This is a genomic window from Streptomyces sp. NPDC006997, assembly GCF_040635175.1.
Taxonomy (GTDB): domain Bacteria; phylum Actinomycetota; class Actinomycetes; order Streptomycetales; family Streptomycetaceae; genus Streptomyces.
Map to the genome: position 1 here is coordinate 109230 of NZ_JBEYHH010000012.1, position 22946 is coordinate 132175.

Annotated in this window: 23 protein-coding genes; 19 read left to right on the top strand and 4 right to left on the bottom strand. The window is 70.2% G+C overall.

Annotated features, from left to right (window positions below):
• The first annotated feature begins 409 nt into the window (after positions 1–409).
• On the top strand, positions 410–2011 hold the full coding sequence (locus ABZ659_RS14395) for an ABC transporter substrate-binding protein (RefSeq protein WP_360218276.1): 1602 nt from the start codon (positions 410–412) through the stop codon (positions 2009–2011).
• Positions 2012–2271: 260 nt separating this feature from the next.
• Here ABZ659_RS14395 and ABZ659_RS14400 read toward each other — a convergent pair whose 3' ends face one another.
• Positions 2272–2943: a response regulator transcription factor gene (locus ABZ659_RS14400; RefSeq protein ID WP_360218279.1), complete on the bottom strand. Its 672-nt coding sequence runs from the start codon at positions 2941–2943 to the stop codon at positions 2272–2274.
• Positions 2944–2958: 15 nt separating this feature from the next.
• Positions 2959–3906, bottom strand: a complete 948-nt coding sequence (locus ABZ659_RS14405) for a RecB family exonuclease (RefSeq protein WP_360218282.1) — start codon at positions 3904–3906, stop codon at positions 2959–2961.
• Positions 3907–4082: 176 nt separating this feature from the next.
• On the opposite strand from ABZ659_RS14405, the gene ABZ659_RS14410 reads away from it, so the two are divergent.
• The 3 genes from ABZ659_RS14410 (at position 4083) to ABZ659_RS14420 (ending at position 7320) form a co-directional block, all read left to right on the top strand.
• Positions 4083–5558 carry a site-2 protease family protein gene (locus ABZ659_RS14410; RefSeq protein ID WP_360218285.1) on the top strand — a complete coding sequence of 492 codons (1476 nt, stop codon included), beginning with the start codon at positions 4083–4085 and terminating at the stop codon, positions 5556–5558.
• A gap of 55 nt (positions 5559–5613) precedes the next feature.
• Positions 5614–6516, top strand: coding sequence for a tRNA (adenine-N1)-methyltransferase (locus ABZ659_RS14415; protein WP_360218288.1), 903 nt, complete (start codon positions 5614–5616; stop codon positions 6514–6516).
• Positions 6517–6735: 219 nt separating this feature from the next.
• Complete coding sequence (locus ABZ659_RS14420) at positions 6736–7320, top strand: hypothetical protein (RefSeq protein ID WP_360218291.1); 585 nt, start codon at positions 6736–6738, stop codon at positions 7318–7320.
• Between the two features lie 57 nt (positions 7321–7377).
• Here ABZ659_RS14420 and ABZ659_RS14425 read toward each other — a convergent pair whose 3' ends face one another.
• Positions 7378–7683: a ferredoxin gene (locus ABZ659_RS14425; protein WP_360218294.1), complete on the bottom strand. Its 306-nt coding sequence runs from the start codon at positions 7681–7683 to the stop codon at positions 7378–7380.
• Positions 7684–7928: 245 nt separating this feature from the next.
• On the opposite strand from ABZ659_RS14425, the gene arc reads away from it, so the two are divergent.
• The 6 genes from arc to prcA all read left to right on the top strand — a co-directional run bounded on the left by arc (position 7929) and on the right by prcA (position 14115).
• Complete coding sequence (arc, locus tag ABZ659_RS14430; protein WP_360218297.1) at positions 7929–9695, top strand: proteasome ATPase; 1767 nt, start codon at positions 7929–7931, stop codon at positions 9693–9695.
• Positions 9696–9928: 233 nt separating this feature from the next.
• A complete protein-coding gene (gene dop, locus ABZ659_RS14435; RefSeq protein WP_360218300.1) occupies positions 9929–11440 on the top strand; it encodes a depupylase/deamidase Dop in 1512 nt (503 codons plus the stop codon).
• Between the two features lie 188 nt (positions 11441–11628).
• A complete protein-coding gene (locus tag ABZ659_RS14440) occupies positions 11629–11847 on the top strand; it encodes a ubiquitin-like protein Pup (RefSeq protein ID WP_360218303.1) in 219 nt (72 codons plus the stop codon).
• Between the two features lie 49 nt (positions 11848–11896).
• A complete protein-coding gene (locus tag ABZ659_RS14445; protein WP_360218564.1) occupies positions 11897–12502 on the top strand; it encodes an endonuclease VII domain-containing protein in 606 nt (201 codons plus the stop codon).
• On the top strand, positions 12454–13299 hold the full coding sequence (prcB, locus tag ABZ659_RS14450; protein WP_360218306.1) for a proteasome subunit beta: 846 nt from the start codon (positions 12454–12456) through the stop codon (positions 13297–13299). Before ABZ659_RS14445 ends, prcB begins: the two co-directional genes overlap by 49 nt.
• A gap of 60 nt (positions 13300–13359) precedes the next feature.
• Entirely contained in the window at positions 13360–14115 is a 756-nt protein-coding gene (prcA, locus tag ABZ659_RS14455) for a proteasome subunit alpha (RefSeq protein ID WP_360218309.1), read from the top strand.
• 63 nt (positions 14116–14178) lie between these two features.
• Here the strand turns inward: prcA and ABZ659_RS14460 are convergent, their stop codons facing one another.
• On the bottom strand, positions 14179–15192 hold the full coding sequence (locus ABZ659_RS14460) for a LacI family DNA-binding transcriptional regulator (protein WP_360218312.1): 1014 nt from the start codon (positions 15190–15192) through the stop codon (positions 14179–14181).
• Positions 15193–15284: 92 nt separating this feature from the next.
• On the opposite strand from ABZ659_RS14460, the gene ABZ659_RS14465 reads away from it, so the two are divergent.
• The 9 genes from ABZ659_RS14465 (at position 15285) to tatA (ending at position 22944) form a co-directional block, all read left to right on the top strand.
• Entirely contained in the window at positions 15285–16544 is a 1260-nt protein-coding gene (locus tag ABZ659_RS14465; protein WP_360218315.1) for an MFS transporter, read from the top strand.
• Positions 16545–16553: 9 nt separating this feature from the next.
• On the top strand, positions 16554–17915 hold the full coding sequence (gene pafA, locus ABZ659_RS14470) for a Pup--protein ligase (RefSeq protein ID WP_360218318.1): 1362 nt from the start codon (positions 16554–16556) through the stop codon (positions 17913–17915).
• A 144-nt stretch (positions 17916–18059) separates the two neighbouring features.
• Positions 18060–19061: an FKBP-type peptidyl-prolyl cis-trans isomerase gene (locus tag ABZ659_RS14475; RefSeq protein WP_360218321.1), complete on the top strand. Its 1002-nt coding sequence runs from the start codon at positions 18060–18062 to the stop codon at positions 19059–19061.
• A 137-nt stretch (positions 19062–19198) separates the two neighbouring features.
• Positions 19199–19570, top strand: coding sequence for an FKBP-type peptidyl-prolyl cis-trans isomerase (locus ABZ659_RS14480; protein WP_360218324.1), 372 nt, complete (start codon positions 19199–19201; stop codon positions 19568–19570).
• Positions 19571–19689: 119 nt separating this feature from the next.
• A complete protein-coding gene (locus ABZ659_RS14485) occupies positions 19690–20691 on the top strand; it encodes a WYL domain-containing protein (RefSeq protein ID WP_360218327.1) in 1002 nt (333 codons plus the stop codon).
• A 19-nt stretch (positions 20692–20710) separates the two neighbouring features.
• Complete coding sequence (locus tag ABZ659_RS14490) at positions 20711–21775, top strand: WYL domain-containing protein (RefSeq protein ID WP_360218330.1); 1065 nt, start codon at positions 20711–20713, stop codon at positions 21773–21775.
• On the top strand, positions 21772–22065 hold the full coding sequence (locus tag ABZ659_RS14495; RefSeq protein ID WP_360218333.1) for a hypothetical protein: 294 nt from the start codon (positions 21772–21774) through the stop codon (positions 22063–22065). The genes ABZ659_RS14490 and ABZ659_RS14495 overlap by 4 nt, the downstream gene beginning before the upstream one ends.
• A 76-nt stretch (positions 22066–22141) precedes the next feature.
• Positions 22142–22336 (top strand): hypothetical protein, encoded by a 195-nt coding sequence (locus ABZ659_RS14500; RefSeq protein ID WP_360218336.1) that lies wholly within the window; start codon positions 22142–22144, stop codon positions 22334–22336.
• A gap of 323 nt (positions 22337–22659) precedes the next feature.
• On the top strand, positions 22660–22944 hold the full coding sequence (gene tatA, locus ABZ659_RS14505; protein ID WP_360218339.1) for a Sec-independent protein translocase subunit TatA: 285 nt from the start codon (positions 22660–22662) through the stop codon (positions 22942–22944).
• Positions 22945–22946 lie beyond the last annotated feature (2 nt).

Here is a 22946-nt window from a genome sequence, read left to right on the forward strand (position 1 = left end):
GGATAGAGCGCCAATTCATCCCGTGCCCCGGACCGACGTCCGCAAAGGAATTCGACTCCGCCGGTTGGCTGAATTCCGGCTCGCCACCCCCTGGTTGAAAGTGTGACGTTCGCCACCCCTCACCGGGTCGACAGCCACCCCCGCATGTGCTTCCCGTCCCGTTACGGGGCGGTACGCCATGCCCTTGTGCCCTGATTCATGGACCGCTGCCGGAAACCTTCCCGTGTCGGGTTTTCGGTCTGTCCACGCCCGGTTTCACAGCGTGATGGTGCCTCAACTCCACTGGCTGTGAACGCCGCTGCAAGCGCGGACTAATCTCGTCGCGAGAACGACATCCCCAACCTCGTGGAACGGCTACGCCACCCCTGTATGCCGGGTACACGGACGTGACATCTGGAGAAACTCGAGCATGAACCGCAAGACTTTGGTGCTGCCGGCCATCGTGGGCCTGCTCGCGCCGGTGCTGGTGGCCTGCGGTGGGTCCGACAGCGGCAGCGACTCGGACGCCATCGTCGTCGGCACCACGGACGGGTTCATCGCCTCAGAGGACGCTCCCGCCCCCGTCGACCCCGCCTACGCCTACGACGTCGGCACCTGGAACATCCTGCGCCAGACCGTGCAGACCCTGATGGTCCAGCCCCGCGGCGACGGCGAACCCGTCCCCGAGGCCGCCGAGTCCTGCTCCTTCAGCGACGCGGGCAACGAGCGCTACTCCTGCGAACTCCGCAAGGACCTCAAGTTCTCCGACGGCGACCCCGTCACCGCCGAGGACGTCAAGTACTCCATCGACCGGGCCCGCGCCATCAAGGCCGACAGCGGCGTCTTCGCCCTGCTCTCCACCATCGACACCGTCGAGACCAAGGGCGACCGTGAGGTGATCTTCCACCTCAACACCGCCGACGCCACCTTCCCGTACAAGCTGTCCACCCCCGTCGCCGGCATCGTCAACCCCGACGACTACGACAAGGGCAAGCTCCGCGACGGCTTCGACATCGACGGCTCCGGCCCCTACAGGCTCGACGCGCAGGAGGAGGACGGCAAGCTCACCAAGGCCGTCTTCACCAGGAACCCGAACTACAAGGGTGCCCTCGACGTCAAGAACGACAAGGTCGAACTGCGCTCCTTCGCGGACGCCGACGCCATGGGCGACGCCCTCGAAAAGGGCGACATCGACCTGATGACCCGCACCATGAACCCCCAGCAGATCCAGGAGCTGTCCACCGGCTCCAACAGCGACATCGACCTCGTCGACATGCCCGGCCTGGAGATCCGCTACCTCGCCTTCAACACCGACGACCCGTCCGTGAAGGACAAGGCCGTCCGCCAGGCGATGGCCCAGCTCGTCAACCGCAGCGAACTCGTCACCGAGGTCTACGGCTCCCAGGCCGAACCGCTGTACTCGCTGGTCCCCGCCAGCATCACCGGCCACACCAACGCGTTCTTCAACGCCTACGGCGACCCGAACGTGTCCAAGGCCCGCGACACCCTCACCGAGGCCGACATCACCACCCCGGTGAAGCTCACCCTGCACTACACCACCGACCACTACGGCGCCGCCACCAAGGACGAGTTCGAGGTCCTGAAGAAGCAGCTCAACGACAGCGACCTCTTCGACGTCACCACCAAGGGCACCCCCTGGGAGACCTTCCGCCCCGCCGAGAAGGAGGGCGAGTACGAGGTCTACGGCATGGGCTGGTTCCCCGACTTCCCCGACGCCGACAACTACCTCGCCCCGTTCCTCGACGCCGACAACTTCCTCGGCTCGCCGTACGCCAACAACGAGATCCGCAACACCCTCATCCCGCAGTCGCGGCGCGAGGCCGACCGCATCGCCGCCGTCGAGAGCCTCTCGGACATCCAGGACATCGTCGCCGAGGACGTCCCCGTCCTGCCGCTGTGGCAGGGCAAGCAGTACATCGCCGCCCGTGACGGCATCACCGGCGCCGCCTACGCCCTCAACTCCTCCTCCACCCTCCAGCTGTGGGAGCTGGGCCGCGGCGTGAGCGGCTGACACCCGCCCGGCCCCGGGGCCCTCGACGAGGGCCCCGGGACGCACCAAACGAACACGAGGAACTCCCCGTCCTCCCCGTCCGGCAGGGCAAGCAGGACGCCGTCGTCGGCGACGGCGCCCACGGCCTGGAGTACTGCCTGGACGCCTCCACCGTGTTCCGCTTCCGGCAACTGCGCGAGGCCCCCCAGGCCCGCACCCACGACGAGGGCGCCCCCCATCAGGCCCGAAGGGGGGCGCCCTCTCCTCGTCTCCCGCGACGGCTACTGCGCGCCGGGACGCACCAGCCCGCTCTCGTACGCGTACACCGCCGCCTGCACCCGGTCCCGCAGCCCCAGCTTCGTCAGCACATGCCCCACGTGCGTCTTCACCGTCGTCTCACTGACGAACAGATCAGCGGCGATCTCCGCGTTCGACAACCCGCGCGCCACCAGCTTCAGCACCTCCACCTCACGCTCCGTCAGCGTGCCCAGGGTGTCCGGCACCGGCTCGTCCCCCGACGGCAGATGCGTCGCGTACTTGTCCAGCAGCCGCCGCGTGATACTCGGCGCCAGCATCGCCTCACCCGCGGCCACCACCCGGATCGCCTGCACCAACTCGTTGGCCGGGGCGTCCTTCAGCAGGAAACCGCTGGCGCCCGCCTTCAACGCCTCCACCACGTACTCGTCCAGGTCGAACGTCGTCAGCACCAGCACCTTCGCCGGACCGTCCCGACCCGGGCCCGTGATCTGCCGGGTCGCCTCCACACCGTCCATCCGCGGCATACGGATGTCCATCAACACCACATCGGGCTGGAGCGCCCGCACCTGGTCGAGCGCCTGGAGGCCGTCCCCGGCCTCACCCACGACCGCGAGGTCCTGCTCCGCCTCCAGGATCATCCGGAAGCCCGTGCGCAGCAGCGGCTGGTCGTCGACCAGTAGGACACGGATGGCCACGTAAGTCTCCTTCGGCTAGTCCGGCCCCATTCTGCCCTGCGCGCCCCCACCGGACTCCGCCACCCTGACCGGCAGCGGATAGGGCGGGGGAGTGCCGCCGAACTCCGGACAGTGCGCCTGGTGATCGCACCAGCCGCACAGCTTCGTCGGCCGGGGCCGCCAGTCACCGCTCTCGGTCGCCTGCCGGATCGCCTCCCACAGCGCCAGCAGCTTCCGCTCCACCCGCTCCAGATCGGCGAGGACCGGGTCGTACGTCAACACGTCACCACTGCCGAGGTAGACCAGCTGGAGCCGACGCGGGACGACCTTCCTCAGCCGCCACACCACCAACGCGTAGAACTTCATCTGGAACAGCGCCCCGTCCGCGTACTCCGGCCGGGGTGCCTTGCCCGTCTTGTAGTCGACGATCCGCACCTCACCCGTCGGCGCCACGTCGACCCGGTCGATGATCCCGCGCAGCCGCAGCCCCGAGTCCAGCTCGGCCTCCACGAACAGCTCCCGCTCGGCGGGCTCCAGCCGCGTCGGGTCCTCCAGCGTGAACCACCGCTCCACCAGCCGCTCCGCCTCCGACAGCCAGCGCGCCAGCCGCTCCCCGTCCGGATCGTCGGCGAACAGCTCCACCACCTCCGGCCGGGAGGCGCGCAGCCGCTCCCACTGCGCCGGGATCAGCGACCTGGCCCGGGGCGCCGTACGCTCCCCGGCCGGGGCGTCGAAGAGCCGCTCCAGCACCGCGTGCACCAGCGTGCCCCGAGTCGCCGCCTCGCTGGGCTTCTCCGGCAGCTTGTCGATCACCCGGAAGCGGTACAGCAGCGGACACTGCATGAAGTCACCGGCACGCGAGGGCGACAGGGACGCGGGCGCGACCGCCGCTCTGGGCTCCTCCGGCTCCGTCACGGCAGGCGGCCGTACCGCCGCGGCGGCGTCGCTGGGGGCCCTCATGTCGCCCTCGGTCCTCGTCTCCATGACCACAGACCTTACGGCCCACCACTGACAGTCACTCGACCGCCGCCACCGCTCCCGCGGCAACCGTGAGAACAGGAGGGGGTGCCGGGGCGGAACACGCCCCGGTGGACGCATACCATCGACCTCAGACCCTTCCGCCCGGCAGGCGCGGGAGACGCTTCGAACGAGGGGAAACCGTGGACGTGAGCGGCGGGAGCGGGCAGCCGCGGTCCGACAGGGACCAGCCGGCCGAGAACAGCGCCGACCAGACACCCCGGCCCACCACGGAACCCGACGACGCCACCGCACAGCCCGCCAGCCCCGACGAGCAGACCAGCGCCCCCGACGAGGGGGACACCACCCCGCCGCCCGTGACGCCGAGCGACCACGGGGAAGGCCGGGACGGCCGGGACGACCAGGACGGTCGGAAAGGTCGGGACGAGCGGCAGCCCACCCCACCGAACCCGGTCCCGGAACGGCCCCACGCCCACACCGGAGGCAAGGGACCCGCGCGGGGACCCGAACCCCGGGGCGGACTGCTCATGGGGCGGCCCTTCGGCGTACCCGTGTACGTCGCCCCCAGCTGGTTCCTCGTCGCCGCCCTGATCACCTGGGTCTTCGGCGGACAGCTCGACCGCGTCCTGCCCGAACTCGGCGGCGCCCGCTACCTCGTCTCCCTCTTCTTCGCCGTCGCCTTCTACGCCTCCGTCCTCGTCCACGAACTCGCCCACACCGTCGCCGCCCTCCGCTTCAAACTCCCGGTCCGCCGCATCCAGCTCCAGTTCTTCGGCGGCGTCTCCGAGATCGAGAAGGAGGCCGAGACCCCCGGCCGCGAGTTCGTCCTCGCCTTCGTCGGCCCCCTGCTCTCCCTCGTCCTCGCCGGTGTCTTCTACGCCGCCATGCAGACCGTCGAGCCGGGCACCGTCCCCGGCGTCCTGCTCGCCGGACTGATGATCTCCAACCTGATCGTCGCCGCCTTCAACCTGCTGCCCGGCCTCCCCCTCGACGGCGGCCGGATGCTCCGCGCCGTCGTCTGGAAGATCACCGGCAAACCCATGAGCGGCACCATCGCCGCCGCCTGGTTCGGCCGCGCCCTCGCCGTCGCCGTCCTCATCGGCCTGCCCTGGCTCACCCAGTCCGGCGCCCTCGGCAGCGACGCCGTCGACAACGTCGGCATGGACACCGTCATGGACGCCCTGCTCGCCGCGATCCTCGCCGCGATCATCTGGACCGGCGCCGGAAACAGCCTCCGCGTCGCCCGCCTGCGCGAACACCTTCCCGAACTGCGCGCCCGCGCCCTCACCCGCCGCGCCGTCCCCGTCCAGACCGACACCCCCCTCTCCGAGGCCCTCCGCCAGGCCAACGCCGCCGGAGCCCGCGCCCTCGTCGTCGTCGACGGCGACGGCACCCCCGTCTCCCTCGTCCGCGAGGCCGCCATCGTCGGCGTACCCGAACACCGCCGCCCCTGGGTCGCCGTCAGCGGCCTCGCCCAGGACCTCACCGACGGAATGCGCGTCTCCGCCGAACTCGCCGGGGAGGACCTCCTCGAAGTGCTGCGCGCCACCCCCGCCACCGAGTACCTCGTCGTCGAGGACACCGGCGAGATCTACGGCGTCCTCTCCGCCGCCGACGTCGAGCGCGCCTTCGTCAAGGCCATGGCCCGCCCCTCCTGACCACCCGCACCCGGCCGTGGTCGGCGGCCCCCGCCAGGCCCGGTAGGCTGGTCACATGTCCGAACCGACCGGTGCCGCCCGCCGTCGCGGGCCCTTCAAGGTCGGGGACCAGGTACAGCTGACCGACCCCAAGGGCCGCCACTACACGTTCACGCTCGAAGCCGGGAAGAACTTCCACACCCACAAGGGTTCCTTCCCGCACGACGAACTGATCGGCGCACCCGAGGGCAGCGTTGTCCGCACCACCGGGAACGTCGCCTACCTCGCGCTGCGCCCCCTGCTCCCCGACTACGTCCTGTCCATGCCCCGCGGGGCGGCCGTCGTCTACCCCAAGGACGCCGGACACATCCTCGCCTTCGCCGACATCTTCCCCGGCGCGCGCGTCGTCGAGGCGGGCGTCGGCTCCGGCTCGCTCAGCAGCTTCCTGCTGCGCGCCATCGGCGACCAGGGCATGTTGCACAGCTACGAGCGCCGCGCCGACTTCGCCGAGATCGCGCAGGCCAACGTCGAGCGCTACTTCGGCGGCCCCCACCCCGCCTGGCAGCTCACCGTCGGCGACCTCCAGGACAACCTGAGCGACACCGACGTCGACCGCGTCATCCTCGACATGCTCGCCCCCTGGGAGTGCCTGGAGGCCGTCTCCAAGGCGCTCGTCCCCGGCGGCATCGTCTGCTGCTACGTCGCCACCACCACCCAGCTCGCCCGGACCGTGGAGTCCATCCGCGAGATCGGCTGCTTCAACGAGCCGACCTCCTGGGAGACGATGATCCGCAACTGGCACATCGAGGGCCTCGCCGTCCGCCCCGACCACCGCATGATCGGGCACACCGGCTTCCTCCTCACCGCCCGCCGCCTCGCCGACGGCGTCGAACCGCCCATGCGCCGCCGCCGCCCCGCCAAGGGCGCCTACGGCGAGGACTACTCCGGCCCCAACGCCGACGGAGGCGTCGGCCGATAGAGCGGGGGCGTCGGCCGCCGGAGCGGCGGCCCCCTGCCGCGTACAACGTCACGGCGCCGGGCCCGAGTTCCCCCACCAGCGCGGGAAGTCGGGCCCGGCGCCGTCGCATTGACCCGGGCCGAAACCGTACGAGTGCCCACCCCGGCGTTCCCCCGCACTGTGACGTGTGGCACGATGCAGCCACCCCCACCGGCACAGCCCTCACAGGAGACACTCCTCGTGCAGCAACCCGCCGTTCCGGAACTGGCCCACGCCCACGCCCACGCCCACCCCATCCACTGGCTCGCCACCGCCACGGCGGTCGCCGGGGTCGTCGCCCTGTCCTCCGTGCTCCAGCCCGACCCGGCCACGGCCGCGCAGCCCCCCGCGGGCGAGTCCCGGAAGACCACGGCCGCCGGACCGCCGCCGACCACCGACGGCGTCGACTTCCCCCTCGACTGCGGCCCCGTGACCACCGTCGTCGCCCACCAGGCGTCCGGTGACCTCGACGGCGACGGCCGGCCCGAGACCGTCGCCGTGGTGCACTGCGACGCCGGAATGAGCACCCCGCCCGACGGCGTGTACGTCCTCACGCGCGGCGCCGACGGAGCCCAACCCCGCCTGGTGGCCACCCTCGTCGACCCCGAGGACCGGGTCACCGTCAGCGACTTCACCGTCCGTGACGGCACCGTCCGCGCGACCCTGCACGGCTACTCCACGGCCGACGTGCCCACCTGTTGCCCCGACGTCCACGACGACACGAAGTGGCAGTGGCGCGACGGCGCGTTCGTCCGCTCGACACCCGCCGGGGCGCGCAGCGTGTGACCCACGCGACCACGGGTGTGAGAAAACAGACAGTGACTACGGACCGTACGAATCCGGTCACTCCGCGTCCGGGCCGTAGACCTCCACCCTGTCCGAAACGCGACGCACGTGGATGCACTCACCCGGACACTCCCGCGCCGAGTCGACCACGTCCGTCAGCAACGGCAGCGGCACCGGCGTCGTCGCGCCCCTGCCCTGCAGCAACTCCTCGTCCGCGCCCTTCACATAGGCCAGACCGTCGATGTCCAGCTCGAACACCTCGGGCGCGTACTGGACGCAGATACCGTCGCCGGTACAGAGGTCCTGGTCGATCCAGACCTCCAGAGCCCCACCGTCGACCACGGTCTCCTGCTGCACAGCCATCCGCTCCTGCCGTTTCTCCGCCGGACCGAACGGGAATCCGGCCAGCTCTGACGGGTGTTGAACACTTCGACCCTACCTCCGGCAGCTTTCCAATCACGTTCGGTGGGTATTCCCCTGGCGTGAGGGAGAGCGCAAGGGTGAAGATCGGACACACCCCGACCGTCTTTGTGATCTAGGGGTTTCAATCGACACCCACCCAGGTAGGGTCTGGAAGCGTCCAGCTCCCCTTGGAGGAGGTGAGGACCGTGGCAGCCCACGACGACGACATGAACCGCGGCATCCGCCCGGGACGAGGGTCCGAAGACCCGGCCGGGCAGATCGCCTACCTTGAGCAGGAGATCGCCGTCCTGCGACGCAAGCTCGCCGACTCTCCGCGGCACACGAGGATTCTCGAAGAGCGGATCGTCGAGCTTCAGACGAATCTGGCCGGCGTGTCCGCCCAGAACGAGCGACTCGCCAACACGCTCCGTGAGGCCCGCGACCAGATCGTGGCCCTCAAGGAAGAGGTCGACCGGCTCGCCCAGCCGCCCGCCGGGTTCGGCGTCTTCCTCACGGCGAACGAGGACGGCACCGCCGACATCTTCACCGGAGGCCGCAAACTCCGCGTGAACGTCAGCCCCAGCGTCGACCTCGAAGAGCTGCGGCGTGGCCAGGAAGTCATGCTCAACGAAGCACTCAACGTGGTCGAAGCCATGAAGTTCGAGCGCGTCGGGGACATCGTCACCCTCAAGGAGATCCTTGAGGACGGCGAGCGCGCCCTGGTGCTCGGGCACACCGACGAGGAACGGGTGGTACGGCTCGCCGAGCCGCTGCTGGACGTCACCATCCGCCCCGGCGACGCCCTGCTGCTCGAACCCCGCTCCGGCTACGTCTACGAGGTCGTCCCCAAGAGCGAGGTCGAGGAACTCGTCCTCGAAGAGGTCCCCGACATCGGCTACGAGCAGATCGGCGGCCTCGGCAACCAGATCGAAGCCATCCGCGACGCGGTCGAGCTTCCGTACCTCTACCCCGACCTGTTCCGCGAGCACGAACTGCGCCCGCCCAAGGGAGTCCTCCTCTACGGACCCCCCGGATGCGGCAAGACGCTCATCGCCAAGGCCGTCGCCAACTCGCTGGCCAAGAAGGTCGCCGAGGTCACCGGCCAGGCCGCGGGCAAGAGCTTCTTCCTCAACATCAAGGGCCCCGAGCTGCTCAACAAGTACGTCGGCGAGACCGAGCGGCAGATCCGCCTCGTCTTCCAGCGTGCCCGCGAGAAGGCCAGCGAGGGCACCCCCGTCATCGTCTTCTTCGACGAGATGGAGTCCCTCTTCCGCACCCGCGGCTCCGGCGTCAGCTCCGATGTCGAGAACACCATCGTCCCGCAGCTCCTCGCCGAGATCGACGGCGTCGAGGGCCTGCAGAACGTGGTCGTCATCGGCGCCTCCAACCGCGAGGACATGATCGACCCCGCCATCCTGCGCCCCGGCCGACTCGACGTGAAGATCAAGATCGAGCGTCCCGACGCCGAGGCGGCCAAGGACATCTTCGGCAAGTACCTCACCGAGCGTCTCCCCCTCCACGGGGACGACCTCACCGAGCACAGCGGCGACAAGTCCATGACCGTCCAGAGCATGATCCAGACGGCCGTGGAACACATGTACGCCGAATCGGAGGAGAACCGCTTCCTTGAGGTGACCTACGCCAATGGTGACAAGGAAGTCCTCTACTTCAAGGACTTCAACTCCGGCGCCATGATCGAGAACATCGTGGGCCGCGCCAAGAAAATGGCGATCAAGGACTTCCTCGAAAAGAATCAGAAGGGCCTCCGGGTCTCCCACCTGCTCCAGGCATGTGTCGACGAGTTCAAGGAGAACGAGGACCTGCCCAACACGACCAACCCCGACGACTGGGCCCGCATCTCCGGAAAGAAGGGCGAGCGGATTGTTTACATCCGTACCCTGATCACCGGAAAGCAGGGCGCGGACACGGGTCGCTCCATCGATACGGTGGCGAACACCGGACAGTACCTGTAAAAGCCAGGGCGGCTGCGGGTCCCCTCTCCGGGTACCCGCAGCCGACTGCTTTTCCAGGGAGGCTGGAGCAAGGCAATGACGCAAATGATCTCCCCACCGGCGCAGAGGCGTTCTAGGCTCTTCCATACCGCCGAGTCGCGCAGTGCGGGGACGGGCACCGCACACGCAACCGAGCGCCAGCGGTACGTGAGTGGCGTCCACGACCGAGGGCGCCGCCGGGCAAGGAGGGCCGCATGACCGTACGGCGAGTAATGGGCATCGAGACGGAGTACGGGATCTCCGTTCCCGGCCACCCCAACGCCAATGCCATGCTCACCTCATCCCAGATCGTCAACGCCTACGCCGCGGCGATGCACCGGGCCCGCCGGGCCCGCTGGGACTTCGAGGAGGAGAACCCCCTGCGCGACGCGCGAGGCTTCGACCTCGCCCGCGAGGCCGCCGACGCCAGCCAGCTCACCGACGAGGACATCGGCCTGGCCAACGTCATCCTCACCAACGGAGCCCGGCTCTACGTCGACCACGCACACCCCGAATACAGCGCCCCCGAAGTCACCAACCCCCGCGACGCCGTCCTCTGGGACAAGGCGGGCGAACGCATCATGGCCGAGGCCGCCGAACGCGCCGCCGCGCTCCCCGGCGCCCAGCCCATCCACCTCTACAAGAACAACACCGACAACAAGGGCGCCTCCTACGGCACGCACGAGAACTACCTGATGAAGCGGGAGACCCCGTTCTCCGACATCGTGCGCCACCTCACGCCCTTCTTCGTCTCCCGCCAGGTCTTCACCGGCGCCGGTCGCGTCGGCATCGGCCAGGACGGCCACGAACACGGCTTCCAGCTCAGCCAGCGCGCGGACTACTTCGAGGTCGAGGTCGGCCTGGAGACCACCCTCAAGCGCCCCATCATCAACACCCGCGACGAGCCCCACGCCGACGCCGAGAAGTACCGCCGCCTGCACGTGATCATCGGCGACGCCAACCTCTCGGAGATCTCCACCTACCTCAAACTGGGCACGACGGCGCTCGTCCTGTCCATGATCGAAGACGGCTTCATCGCCGTCGACCTCGCCGTGGACCAGCCCGTCCGCACCCTCCACCAGGTCTCCCACGACCCGTCGCTGAAGCGCCTGGTGACCCTCCGCAGCGGCCGCACCCTCACCGCCGTACAGCTCCAGATGGAGTACTACGAACTCTCCCGCAAGTACGTCGAGGAGCGGTTCGGCGCCGATGCCGACGACCAGACCAAGGACGTGCTGGCCCGCTGGGAGGACACCCTCAACCGCCTCGAACGCGACCCCATGAGCCTCGCGGGCGAGCTGGACTGGGTGGCGAAGCGGGAACTCATGGAGGGCTACCGCCGCCGCGACGACCTCGACTGGGACGCCGCCCGGCTGCACCTCGTCGACCTCCAGTACGCCGACGTACGCCCCGAGAAGGGCCTCTACAACCGTCTGGCCGCCCGCGGCCGGATGAAGCGCCTCCTGGACGAGACCGAGGTCGAGCAGGCCAAGGTCAAGCCGCCCGAGGACACCCGCGCCTACTTCCGCGGACGCTGCCTTGAGCAGTACGCCGACGACGTCGCCGCGGCCTCCTGGGACTCCGTGATCTTCGACCTCCCGGGTCGGGACTCCCTCCAGCGGGTCCCAACCCTGGAACCGCTTCGCGGAACGCGTAATCACGTCAAGGCACTGCTGGACCGCTGCCGTACCGCGGAAGACCTGGTCAGGGTCTTGTCCGGCGGCTGAGCGGGTACACGGAGCAGACGCCCGGCCGGGGTGGAAACCGCCTCGGCCGGGAATCATCGAGGTGGCCCTCGCGCGTTGTAGCAACGGCAGGGCCGTTGTCAGACCGGCCTTGTAGGGTCTGATCAAGACCGAACGGCAGGAAAGCCGTCCTGCCGACCATGTCGGGCGAACCGAGCGGGGTGAGGGTGATGGCGACCAAGGACACCAGCGGCGGGCAGCAGAAGGCGACGCGCTCCACGGAGGAGGTCGAGGAGCAGACGACCGAGGCGCAGGGGTCGGAGGACCTCAAGGAGCGCCAGGAGAAGCTCAGCGATGACGTGGACTCCGTCCTCGATGAAATCGATGACGTACTCGAAGAGAACGCCGAGGATTTCGTGCGAAGCTTCGTGCAAAAAGGCGGAGAGTGAAGGTCATCTAGCGATCTAGCCTTCGGAATGAAGGTCTACGGGGGTGGGTGTGGACGGCGGGTCCAAGTCGAAGGAGTGCGGGAAGTGGCAGCGGGAGCTGCCGCTCGCCGCCTTCGCCCGCGACAAGAACCGGCGTGATGGCCTTCAGCCGTACTGCCGGGAGTGCGTGGCGGCGTACAGTGCCGCGCACTACCGGCGTCGCCAGGAGGCGCTGGGCAGGCCGGTCCGGGAGAAGGTGGACGTGCCGCCGGGGCACAAACTCTGTCGGTCGTGCGGCGAAACCAAGCCGCACAGCGAGTGGCACCGCAACGCCTCCGCCCCGGACGGCCTGTCGACGCGGTGCAAGACCTGCCGGGCCGTCCAGGGCCGCGAGGGGCACCTCAAGCGTCAGTACGGCATCTCCCAGGCCGAGCGCGACCAGTTGGCCGCGTCCCAGGGCGGTGTCTGCTGCATCTGTCTCGTGGCCTTGCCAGAGCATGTGGATCACTGCCACGAGACGGGTAGGGTCCGTGGCGTACTGTGCTTCAGCTGCAACGCGGCGCTGGGGCAGTTCAAGGATCGGCCCGACGTCATAAGGCGGGCTGCCGCATACGTGGAAGGAATCGCGTGGAAGCCAACACTCGTAGCACCGGGCGTCTACCAGCTGCCTTCCTGACGCCTGGGTCCTCCTCCTTCATGGACTTCCTGTCCGAGCACCAGCCGGAGCTGCTGCCGGGCAAGCGGCAACTCCCGCCCACGCAGGGCGTGATCGAGGCGCCGCACGGGACCACGATCGTGGCCGTGACGTTTCCGGGGGGCGTCGTCCTCGCCGGTGACCGCCGCGCCACGATGGGGAACGTGATCGCCCAGCGCGACATCGAGAAGGTCTTCCCGGCCGACGAGTACAGCGCCGTCGGCATCGCCGGTACGGCGGGTCTGGCCGTGGAGATGGTCAAGCTCTTCCAGCTGGAGCTGGAGCACTTCGAGAAGGTGGAGGGCGCCCAGCTGTCGCTGGAGGGCAAGGCGAACCGCCTGTCGACGATGATCAGGTCCAACCTGGGCATGGCGATGCAGGGCCTGGCCGTCGTCCCGCTGTTCGCCGGGTTCGACGTGGACCGGGGCAGGGGCCGGATCTTCTCCTACGACGTCACGGGCGGCCGGTCGGAGGAGCACAACTTCGCCGCCACCGGCTCGGGTTCGATCTTCGCGCGCGGCGCGATGAAGAAGCTCTTCCGTGCCGACCTGACCGAGGACGACGCCACCACGCTGGTGGTGCAGGCCCTGTACGACGCGGCAGACGACGACTCGGCGACCGGTGGTCCCGATGTCGCCCGCCGGATCTACCCGATCGTCACCGTGATCACCGAGGACGGTTTCCGCAGGCTCACCGAGGACGAGTCGTCCGGGATCGCCCGCTCGGTGCTGGAGCGGCGCCTTGAGCAGCCCGACGGCCCGCGGGCCGCGCTGCTGTAGGCGGCGGCCGGTTCTTGTGAGGGTGATCCAGTGACTTCCACAGAAAGGGACGGATAACCGGTGTCGACGCCGTTCTATGTCTCACCCCAGCAGGCCATGGCCGACCGGGCGGAGTACGCCCGCAAGGGCATCGCCCGGGGCCGCAGCCTGGTCGTGCTCCAGTACGCCGACGGCATCGTGTTCGTCGGCGAGAACCCGTCCCGCGCGCTGCACAAGTTCAGCGAGATCTACGACCGGATCGGCTTCGCGGCCGCCGGCAAGTACAACGAGTACGAGAACCTGCGCATCGGCGGGGTGCGGTACGCGGATCTGCGGGGTTACACCTACGACCGGGACGATGTCACGGCCCGTGGCCTGGCCAACGTCTACGCCCAGACGCTCGGCACGATCTTCTCCTCGGCGGCGGAGAAGCCGTACGAGGTGGAGCTGGTCGTCGCGGAGGTGGGGGAGACGCCGGACGGTGACCAGATCTACCGGCTGCCGCACGACGGCTCGATCGTGGACGAGCACGGTTCGGTCGCGGTGGGTGGCAACGCCGAGCAGATCAGTGGCTACCTGGACCAGCGCCACCGCGACGGTATGACGCTGGCGGAGGCGTTGACGCTGGCGGTGCAGGCGCTGTCGCGGGACACCAACGGTACGCAGCGGGAGATCCCCGCGGAGCGGCTGGAGGTGGCGGTGCTGGACCGTACGCGTCCGCAGAAGCGGAAGTTCAAGCGGATCACCGGCGGTCAGCTGTCGCGGTTGCTGGCGGCTGACGCGGGCCCGGAGGCGGAGGCGGGCTCCGAGGAGTCGTCCGGGTCCGAGGAGGGGTAGCCCTTCCGTCCACCCCTGCTGGTTCCTGTGCCCCGGCCGCCCTGCGGCCGGGGCACAGGGCGTTCAGGTGGGGCGTGGTGGCGCTGTGGAGGCGCGGACGACGAGGTGGACGGGGATGTCGCCGTGGTCGGGTTCGCGGCCGTCCAGGACGGCGAGGAGGGCGTGCATCCCGCGTTCGCCGAAGAGCTCGGCGTCGAGGTGGACGGTGGTGAGTTCGGGGTCGATGGCGGTGGCGAGGGCGAGGTCGTCGAGGCCGGTGACGGAGACGTCGTCGGGGATGCGCAGGCCGAGGCGGCGGAGTGCCTTGTAGGCGCCCGCGGCGAGTTTGTCGTCGTCGCAGACGATGGCGGTGGGCCGGGGGTCCGCGGTGAGGGAGGCCTCGGTGGCGGTGAGGGCGTCGTCGATGGAGAGGGGGGCGCGGGTGGTGCGCAGGGTGGTGCCGGGGGCGGCGTCGAGCCGGTCGGCGAGTGCGCGGGCCCGGACGTCGAAGGTCCAGGAGGGGACGTCGGCGGCGAGGTGCAGGAAGGCGCGGTGGCCGAGGCCGAGGAGGTGGTCGGCGATCTGGCGGACGCCGTCGGCGATGTCGAGGTTGACGGTGGTGGCGCCGTGGCTGCCGTGCGGGTCGCTGTCGAGCATGACGAGGGGGAGCTGGTCGCCGCGGAGGGCGGTGAGGGCGTCGGCGGCCATGGAGGAGGCGATGACGCCGTCGAGGGCGGCCTGGGCGGAGTGGAAGGGGTCCTTGGCGGGGCCGATGCCTTCGGGGGAGGGGTAGAGGACGACGCCGAAGCCGTGTGCGGCGGCGACTCGGGCCGCGCCGGTGTAGACACCGGCGAAGAATTCGGTGGTGAGGGCGGGGACGACGAGGAGGACGGTGCGGGTGTGGCCGAGCCGGAGGTTGCGGGCGGCGAGGTTGGGCCGGTAGCCGAGGTCGAGGGCGGCCTGCCGGACGCGCTGGGCGGTGGTCTCGGAGACGCGTCCGCGCCACTTGTCGCCGAGGACGAGGGAGACGGCGGCCTGGGACACGCCGGCGGCCTGGGCGACGTCCCGGCTGGTGGGTCGGGTGCTGCCTCGTGCCACCGTGGGCCTGCTCTTTCGTCTGGACGTGTGAACTGGGCACATGGTACGTATGACGACGGACGTTATACGTAAAACCTCGGGAAGGGCGGGTCATGGCCGCGGGATACCTGGAGATCCTCAGGGCGCAGCACGCCGCCCGCCTGCTGGTCGGCACGCTCGTCGGGAGGCTGCCGAACGCCACGGCGGCGATCGCGATCGTGCTGTTCATCCGCGCGGAGGGCGGTACGTACAGCCTGGCGGGGGCGCTGGCGGCGGTGTACGGGGTCGCGAACGCGGTGGGGCAGCCGGTCCTGGGGCGGCTGTGTGACCTGTACGGGCAGCCGCGGGTGCAGTTGCCCGCGGCGCTGCTGTCGGCGCTGGCGATGGTGGCGTTCGCGGGGACGGGTACGGAGCTGCTGGCGCTGTCGTATGCCGCGGTGGCGGCGGCGGGGCTGTTCACGCCGCCGCTGGAGGGCGGTCTGCGGGCGCTGTGGCCGAGTGTCCTCCGCAGGGAGGAGCAGGTGCACACCGCGTACGCGATGGACGCGGTGGCGCAGGAGGTGATGTTCACGGTCGGCCCGCTGCTGGTGACGTTGTGCGTGTCGCTGTGGTCGGCGCGGGCGGCGCTGGTGGTGCTGAGCGTGGTCGGGGTGCTGGGCGCGCTGTCGGTGGTGGTGTCGGCCCCTTCGCGGGCGTGGCGGTCGGCGCCGCGGGAGGCGCACTGGCTGGGCGCGTTGCGCTCGCGCGGGCTGCTGGTGCTGCTGGGGGCGTTCCTGTTCATCGGGGTGGCGCTGGGGTCGATCACGGTGGCGGCGGTGTCGTACGCGGACGACCACGGTGGTGACGTGGTGTACGGCTGGCTGATGGCGGGGCTGGGCCTGGGCGCGCTGCTGGGCGGCTCGGTGTACGGGGCGCGGCAGTGGGTGGGTCCGCCGGAGCGGCGACTGCGGGTGCTGGTGGCTCTTCTGGCGGTGTGTTACGTGCCGCTGGTGCTGTTGCCGGGTCCGGTGGCGATGACGGCGTTGTCGGCGCTCGCGGGGGTGTTCCTGGCGCCGGCGATCGCGTGCGCGTTCGTGCTCGTGGACCGGCACGCGCCGCGGGGGACGGTGACGGAGGCGTTCTCGTGGTTGGTGACGACGTTCACGGTGGGCGCGTCGGTGGGGACGGGGGTCGCCGGGCCGGTGGTGGAGTGGGGCGGGGCGCTGGGGGGTTTCGTGGTGCCGGGGGTGGCGGGGGCCGTGTCGTTGCTGGTTCTGCTGGCCGCGCAGGGGGTCCTCGCAGTTCCCGCCGGGGGCGGGGTGGTTGCGGCTTCATCGGAAAATGATCCAAATCGTGCCGCCGAACCCCGTTTCAGTTCCGGGGATCGGGCGTAATGTTCAGTCATGGACCGCCGCATTTTCGGGCTGGAGAACGAGTACGGCGTCACGTGCACGTTCAGGGGACAGCGCCGCCTGTCGCCTGACGAGGTGGCTCGGTACCTCTTCCGCCGTGTCGTGTCATGGGGCCGTAGCAGCAATGTCTTTCTGCGGAACGGCGCCCGCCTCTATCTCGACGTGGGCTCACATCCGGAATACGCGACACCCGAATGTGACAACGTGACCGAGCTGGTCACCCACGACAAGGCTGGCGAGCGCATTCTCGAAGGTCTTCTGGTGGACGCGGAGCGACGCCTGCACGAGGAGGGAATCGCGGGCGACGTCTACCTGTTCAAGAACAACACCGACTCGGCGGGCAACTCCTACGGGTGCCACGAGAACTATCTGGTGGCGCGGCACGGGGAGTTCTCGCGGCTCGCGGACATTCTCATCCCGTTCCTCGTCACCCGGCAGTTGCTGTGTGGTGCCGGGAAGGTGTTGCAGACCCCGCGGGGCGCGGTGTACTGCGTCAGTCAGCGGGCGGAGCACATCTGGGAGGGCGTGTCGTCGGCGACGACGCGTTCCCGTCCGATCATCAACACGCGTGACGAGCCGCACGCGGACGCGGAGCGTTACCGCCGTCTGCATGTGATCGTCGGCGATTCGAACATGTCCGAGACGACGATGCTGCTGAAGGTCGGCGCGACCGATCTGGTGCTGCGCATGATCGAGGCGGGCACGGTGATGCGGGACCTGACGCTGGAGAACCCGATCCGGGCGATCCGTGAGGTCAGTCACGACATCACCGGGCGCCGCAAGGTGCGGCTGGCGAGCGGCCGGGAGGCCTCGGCGCTCGAGGTGCAGCGGGAGTACTACGAGAAGGCCGTGGACTTCTGTGAGCGGCGCGGTATCCGCACCGGCACGGTGGAGCAGGTGCTGGAGCTGTGGGGCCGCACCCTGGACGCGATCGAGACGGAGGATCTCGACCGGATCGGCACCGAGATCGACTGGGTGATGAAGTACAAGCTGCTGGAGCGGTACCGCGCCAAGCACAACATGACCATGTCGCATCCGCGGGTCGCGCAGATAGACCTCGCGTACCACGACATCCACCGTCGTCGTGGGCTGTACTACCTGCTGGAGAAGAAGGGCCAGGCGGCGCGGATCTGCGACGACCTGAAGATCTTCGAGGGCAAGTCGGTGCCGCCGCAGACCACTCGGGCCCGGTTGCGGGGTGACTTCATCCGGCGGGCGCAGGAGCAGCGCCGGGACTTCACCGTCGACTGGGTGCATCTGAAGCTGAACGACCAGGCGCAGCGGACGGTGTTGTGCAAGGACCCGTTCCGTTCGGTGGACGACCGGGTGGAGAAGCTGATCGCCGGTATGTGAGGGGTGTCCCACGGGGTCCTCGGGCCCGGTGGGGCGGTGTGGAACGCCACACGGGCGCCGTACGTTTCTCGTACGGCGCCCTTCTCACGCCGTAGAGTTGCGCGCACGCCATCCACAAGATCGACCGATTACGAGGCCCCCACCGTGCGCCGACGCTCACTTCTCATCGCCGTTCCCGCCGGACTGGCCACGCTCGCCGCTTGCGGTGACGAGGGCTCGGATTCCGGCAAGGCCAGCGACAGCGCGTCGCCGACGGACGGGTCGTCGTCCGAGGCACCCGCGCCGAAGATCGTCGACGGTCCGCTGCCCGCGGTGACGGCGGGCACGAAGTTCGACGAGAAGCCGACGGTGGCGAAGGGCTCGGGTGACCCCTCGGACCAGCTCGCGGTGAAGACGCTGATCGCGGGCGGCGGGCGCACGGTCGCGGAGGGCGACTACGTCCAGGCGAACTACCTGGGCCAGGTGTGGGACACGGCGAAGGTGTTCGACAACTCCTACGACCGTAAGACGCCGCTGGTGATCCAGCTCGCCCAGGGCAGCATCATCGACGGCTGGCGCTACGCCCTGACGGGGAAGAAGGCGGGCAGCCGGGTCCAGTTCTCGGTGCCGCCGACGTGGGGGTACGGCGAGAGCGGCAACCAGAACGCGGGCATCAAGGGCACGGACACGCTGGTGTTCGTGGTCGACCTGCAGAACACGTTCAACGCGAAGAGCTCCGCCGAGGGCACGGACGTCGCGCAGGACAACGTGGACCTGCCGAAGGTCGGCACCAACAAGGACGGCAAGGCACCGTCGATCGAGGTCCCGGACGCCGAGGCGCCGACGGAGCTGGTGGCGAACTACGTCATCGAGGGCGACGGCGCGGAGGTCGGCGCGGAGGACAGCGTGCTGGTGCAGTACAAGGGCGTGCTGTGGGACGGCGGCAAGGAGTTCGACTCGACGTACGGCCGCAAGGCGCTGACGTCGTTCTCGCTCCAGCAGGTCGTGAAGGGCTGGGCACAGGGGCTGACCGGCAAGAAGGTCGGCAGCCGGGTCCTGATCGTGATCCCGCCGAAGCTGGGGTACGGCGACCAGCCGCCGAGCGGCAGCGGCATCAAGAAGGACTCCACACTGGTGTTCTCGGTGGACATCCTGGCCAAGATGTGACGGCCCGCGGGACCGGGCGGCCGTGGGCGGGGTGGCGGTGGGCGGGGTGGCGGGTGCCGCCCTGCCGGGCGGCTGCCGGGCGGGGATGAAAGACTGGGGGGCGTTGCCTTGTTCGCATACATGCAGGAGCTAGAGACGTGAGCATCGAGAAGCCCGAGATCGACTTCCCGGGCGGCGAGCCCCCGGCGGACCTTGAGATCAAGGACATCTGGGAGGGTGACGGGCCGGTCGCCAAGGCGGGCGACACCGTCTCCGTCCACTACGTGGGCGTCGCGTTCTCCACGGGTGAGGAGTTCGACGCGTCCTGGAACCGCGGCACGCCGCTGAAGTTCCAGCTGGGCATCGGTCAGGTCATCGCGGGCTGGGACCAGGGTGTGCAGGGCATGAAGGTCGGCGGTCGCCGCCAGCTGGTCATCCCGCCGCACCTGGCGTACGGCGACCGGGGCGCGGGTGGCCGGATCGGCCCGGGTGAGACGCTGATCTTCGTCTGTGACCTGGTGTCGGTCTGACCGCGGTCGGTCGTGTGGGGTCCATGCCCGTCCGGGCATGGACCCTCGGCTTTTGTCCGGGTGCCGCGGAGCGGTACGGTCATCGGTCGGAAGCACCATAGGGAAGGCGAAGGGCGTCGATGGCCATTGCCAAGGCCGAGCGGCTGATGAATCTGGCGCTGTGTCTGCTCGGGACCAGGCGGCCACTCAGCAAGCGGGAGCTGCGCGACTCGATCGAGGCCTACGTCGAGACCGTGCGGCCGGGGAGCGGTGCGGCCGGGCGGCCGGGCGGGAGCGCGGCCGGTGCCGACGACGCCTTCAACCGGATGTTCGAGCGGGACAAGGACGATCTGCGCGAGCTGGGCCTGGTCATCGAGACCGTGGAGAGCCTGGACGGCGAGGTCGGCTATCTGGCGCGCCGGGACAGCAACCGGCTGCCGCCGATCACCCTGGACGCGGAGGAGGCCGCCGCCCTCGGTCTGGCGGCGAAGGTGTGGCAGCAGGCCCGGCTGGCGGGCGCGGCGAGCGGCGCGCTCCAGAAGCTGCGCGCGGCCGGGCTGCCCGAGGACGTCGACCCGTACGAGGCGCACGGCGCGCTGGAGCCGCGGATCCCGGTGCACGAGGCGGCGTTCGAGCCGCTGATGCTGGCGTGCCGGGACCGCCGTCCCGTCGGCTTCGACTACCGCAAGGCGACCGCGGCCCGGCCGGAGCCCCGGCATGTGGAGCCGTGGGCGCTGGAGTGCTGGCGCGGTCACTGGTACCTGGCCGGTTTCGACCGGGACCGCGGCGCGGAGCGGGTGTTCCGGCTGTCGCGGATCACCGGCCGGGTGCGCACCCGCGGCGGCCGGTACGTCGCGCCCGTCCCCGACGTGGTCACGGTGCGGGAGACGGTGGCGAGCTGGGCGGGGGAGATCGCCGACCGGACGGCCCGGATCCGGTTGCGGTCGGGGTCCGGTTACCCCTTGCGGGCGAAGGCCACCTCGGTGCGGGAACTCGGCGACGGCTGGGACGAGTTGGAGATTCCGTACGGGCACGGTCTGGACGCCTGGCTGGTGGAGTTCGGGCCGGATGTGGTGGTCCTGGAACCGGCGGAGCTGCGGGCCGACGTGGTGGACCGGCTGCGCGCCGTGGCCAAGGGCTGAGGGGGAGCGGAGAAAGACAGTGGCTGGCAAACCGGTCAGGCCCGTGAACGCCATCGACCAGACCCGGCGGATGCTCTCCCTGGTGACGTATCTGCGGGAGCGTCCCGGCGCGCGCGTGGAGGACGTCGCGCGGGCCTTCGGGATCACCGAGGACGAGCTGATCTCCGACCTCGACGTGCTGCCGCTGTGCGGGACGAGCTTCCGCGGCGGTGACCTGCTCGACATCGACACCGACGGTGAGCGCATCTGGTGGCACAACCCGGCCGCGCTCGGCGCGGAGGCCGCCGAGCCGCTGCGGCTGGCCGCCGACGAGGCGACCGCGCTGCTGGTCGCGGCGCGCGCGGTGGCCACCCTGCCGGGGTTGCGCGAGGGCGACCGGCAGGCGCTGCTGCGGGCGACGGCCAAGGTGGAGGCGGCGGCGGGGGAGGCGGCCGGGGCCAGTTCCCGGCTGTCGGTGACGTTCGAGTCGGAGGGCGGTGTCTTCGCGGACGTCGACCGGGCGATCTCGGAGCGGCGCAGGCTGTGGATCCGCTACTACTCACCGGCGCGTGACGAGGTCACCGAGCGGGAGATCGACCCGATCCGGCTGGTCAGCGTCGGTCACACCTATGTGGAGGGCTGGTGCTACCGCTCGGAGGCGCGCCGCACCTTCCGGCTCGACCGGGTCGCGGAGATCAAGGTCCTGGACGAGCCGTCCGCGCCGCCGGAGGTGGAGCTGCGGGACCTGTCCGAGGGGCTGGTGCAGCCCGCGGCGGAGGATCCGGAGGTCGTCGTCGAGGTCGGTCCGGGCGGGCGCTGGGTCGCGGAGTACTACCCGCACGACAGCGCCGATGAGCTTGCCGACGGCGGGCTCCGTATCACCCTGCGCACCCCCGACCCGGCGTCGTTGAGACGGCTGGCGCTGCGGCTCGGCCGGGACGGCCGGATCGTCGCCCCGGGTGAGCTGGCCGACAGCGCCCGCCGGGCGGCCCGGGAGGCGCTGGCGGCGTACGACGGTGTCGAGGCGGCGGCCGTGGGGCCGTCGCCGGGCGGGGCGCGTGAGGTGCACGACGGCCGGTACGACAGGCAGGAGCGAGGACTGTGAGCGAGTCGGCGACGCCCGGGGCGCGCGGCATGTCGGTTGCCGCCGCGTTCGCCGGGATGCGGAGCGTGGCTCCCGTGGTGTTCCGGGCGGGCTGCCCGGACTGCCGGGGCCGGTTCGAGCTGGCGGCGGGCGCGCTGCGGCTGGCGATCGGGGCGAGCAGCCGTACGACGTTCTACTCCTTCACCTGTCCCGACTGCGGCACCCTGGTCCGCAAGCCCGCCGGTGAGCGCATCGTGGAACTGCTCACCGGCGGCGGTGTGAGCACGCTGCGGCTGCACTCGACCGTGTAGGCCCCGGCCGATGGCGGCTTGGGCCGGGCGGGACCCGTGGCGGCCCGCCGGGCGCGGGACCCTCTAGGCTCGGCGCATGTTCTGGGCGATGTGCGCGGTGGCGTTGGGGTTTGCGGGACTGCTGGTCCTCGGGGTGCTCGCGGTGCGGGTGTTCCTGGAGGCGGAGCGGCTGGGGCGGCAGGTCGCGGACTCCGCGCGCCGGGTCAACCGGGCCGCGGAGGAGCTGGAACGCGCGGCGACGGGCGCGGCCCGCTCGGCGGACGCCCTGTGAGAGCCCGGTCAGGCGGGGACGCGGCGGCCGTCCAGGTCCACTAGGGAGGCGCTGTGCATCCACTAGACCGCCCCTGCGAGTCCCGCAGTCCGGGACGTTTCGGGGTGCTTCGCCCTGTCGACCTGCCCCACCCGGCAGGTACGCTGCTGGTCGCGGCCCGGTAAACGAGGCCCGGACCGCGGCCGGGAGTACGCACGGGGATTGCCTCACGTTCACCCCTGAGCGTTACGATCGCTGACGAGCACGCTCGGTCGGACACCTGTCCGACCGGTCGGACAACACAGCACCCCACCCAAGCCGCCTCGGTGAGAAGGTAAAGACTTATGTTCGGAAGGCTCGGAGCCCCCGAGATCATTCTCATCCTCGTCGTCATCATCCTGCTGTTCGGCGCGAAGAAGCTTCCGGACATGGCCCGCTCGCTCGGCAAGTCCGCGCGCATCCTGAAGAGCGAGGCCAAGGCGATGAAGGAGGACAAGTCCTCCGCCCCGGCCGACCCGCCGCAGCCCGACGACCAGCAGGGCCCCGCTCAGCGCATCATCCAGGCCGCGCCCGGCGACGTGACCAGCTCCCGCCCGGTCACCGAGCCGACGGACACGACCAAGCGCTGACG

Excerpts from the sequence above, each read along its gene's own strand:
- ABZ659_RS14425 (WP_360218294.1), bottom strand. The coding sequence starts at position 7,683 with ATGGCTGTGCAGCAGGAGACCGTGGTCGACGGTGGGGCTCTGGAGGTC.
- dop (WP_360218300.1), top strand. The coding sequence starts at position 9,929 with ATGACCGTACGGCGAGTAATGGGCATCGAGACGGAGTACGGGATCTCC.
- ABZ659_RS14395 (WP_360218276.1), top strand. The coding sequence starts at position 410 with ATGAACCGCAAGACTTTGGTGCTGCCGGCCATCGTGGGCCTGCTCGCG.
- ABZ659_RS14415 (WP_360218288.1), top strand. The coding sequence starts at position 5,614 with ATGTCCGAACCGACCGGTGCCGCCCGCCGTCGCGGGCCCTTCAAGGTC.
- ABZ659_RS14465 (WP_360218315.1), top strand. The coding sequence starts at position 15,285 with ATGGCCGCGGGATACCTGGAGATCCTCAGGGCGCAGCACGCCGCCCGC.
- ABZ659_RS14405 (WP_360218282.1), bottom strand. The coding sequence starts at position 3,906 with ATGGAGACGAGGACCGAGGGCGACATGAGGGCCCCCAGCGACGCCGCC.
- ABZ659_RS14485 (WP_360218327.1), top strand. The coding sequence starts at position 19,690 with ATGGCCATTGCCAAGGCCGAGCGGCTGATGAATCTGGCGCTGTGTCTG.
- tatA (WP_360218339.1), top strand. The coding sequence starts at position 22,660 with ATGTTCGGAAGGCTCGGAGCCCCCGAGATCATTCTCATCCTCGTCGTC.
- ABZ659_RS14500 (WP_360218336.1), top strand. The coding sequence starts at position 22,142 with ATGTTCTGGGCGATGTGCGCGGTGGCGTTGGGGTTTGCGGGACTGCTG.
- ABZ659_RS14440 (WP_360218303.1), top strand. The coding sequence starts at position 11,629 with ATGGCGACCAAGGACACCAGCGGCGGGCAGCAGAAGGCGACGCGCTCC.
- pafA (WP_360218318.1), top strand. The coding sequence starts at position 16,554 with ATGGACCGCCGCATTTTCGGGCTGGAGAACGAGTACGGCGTCACGTGC.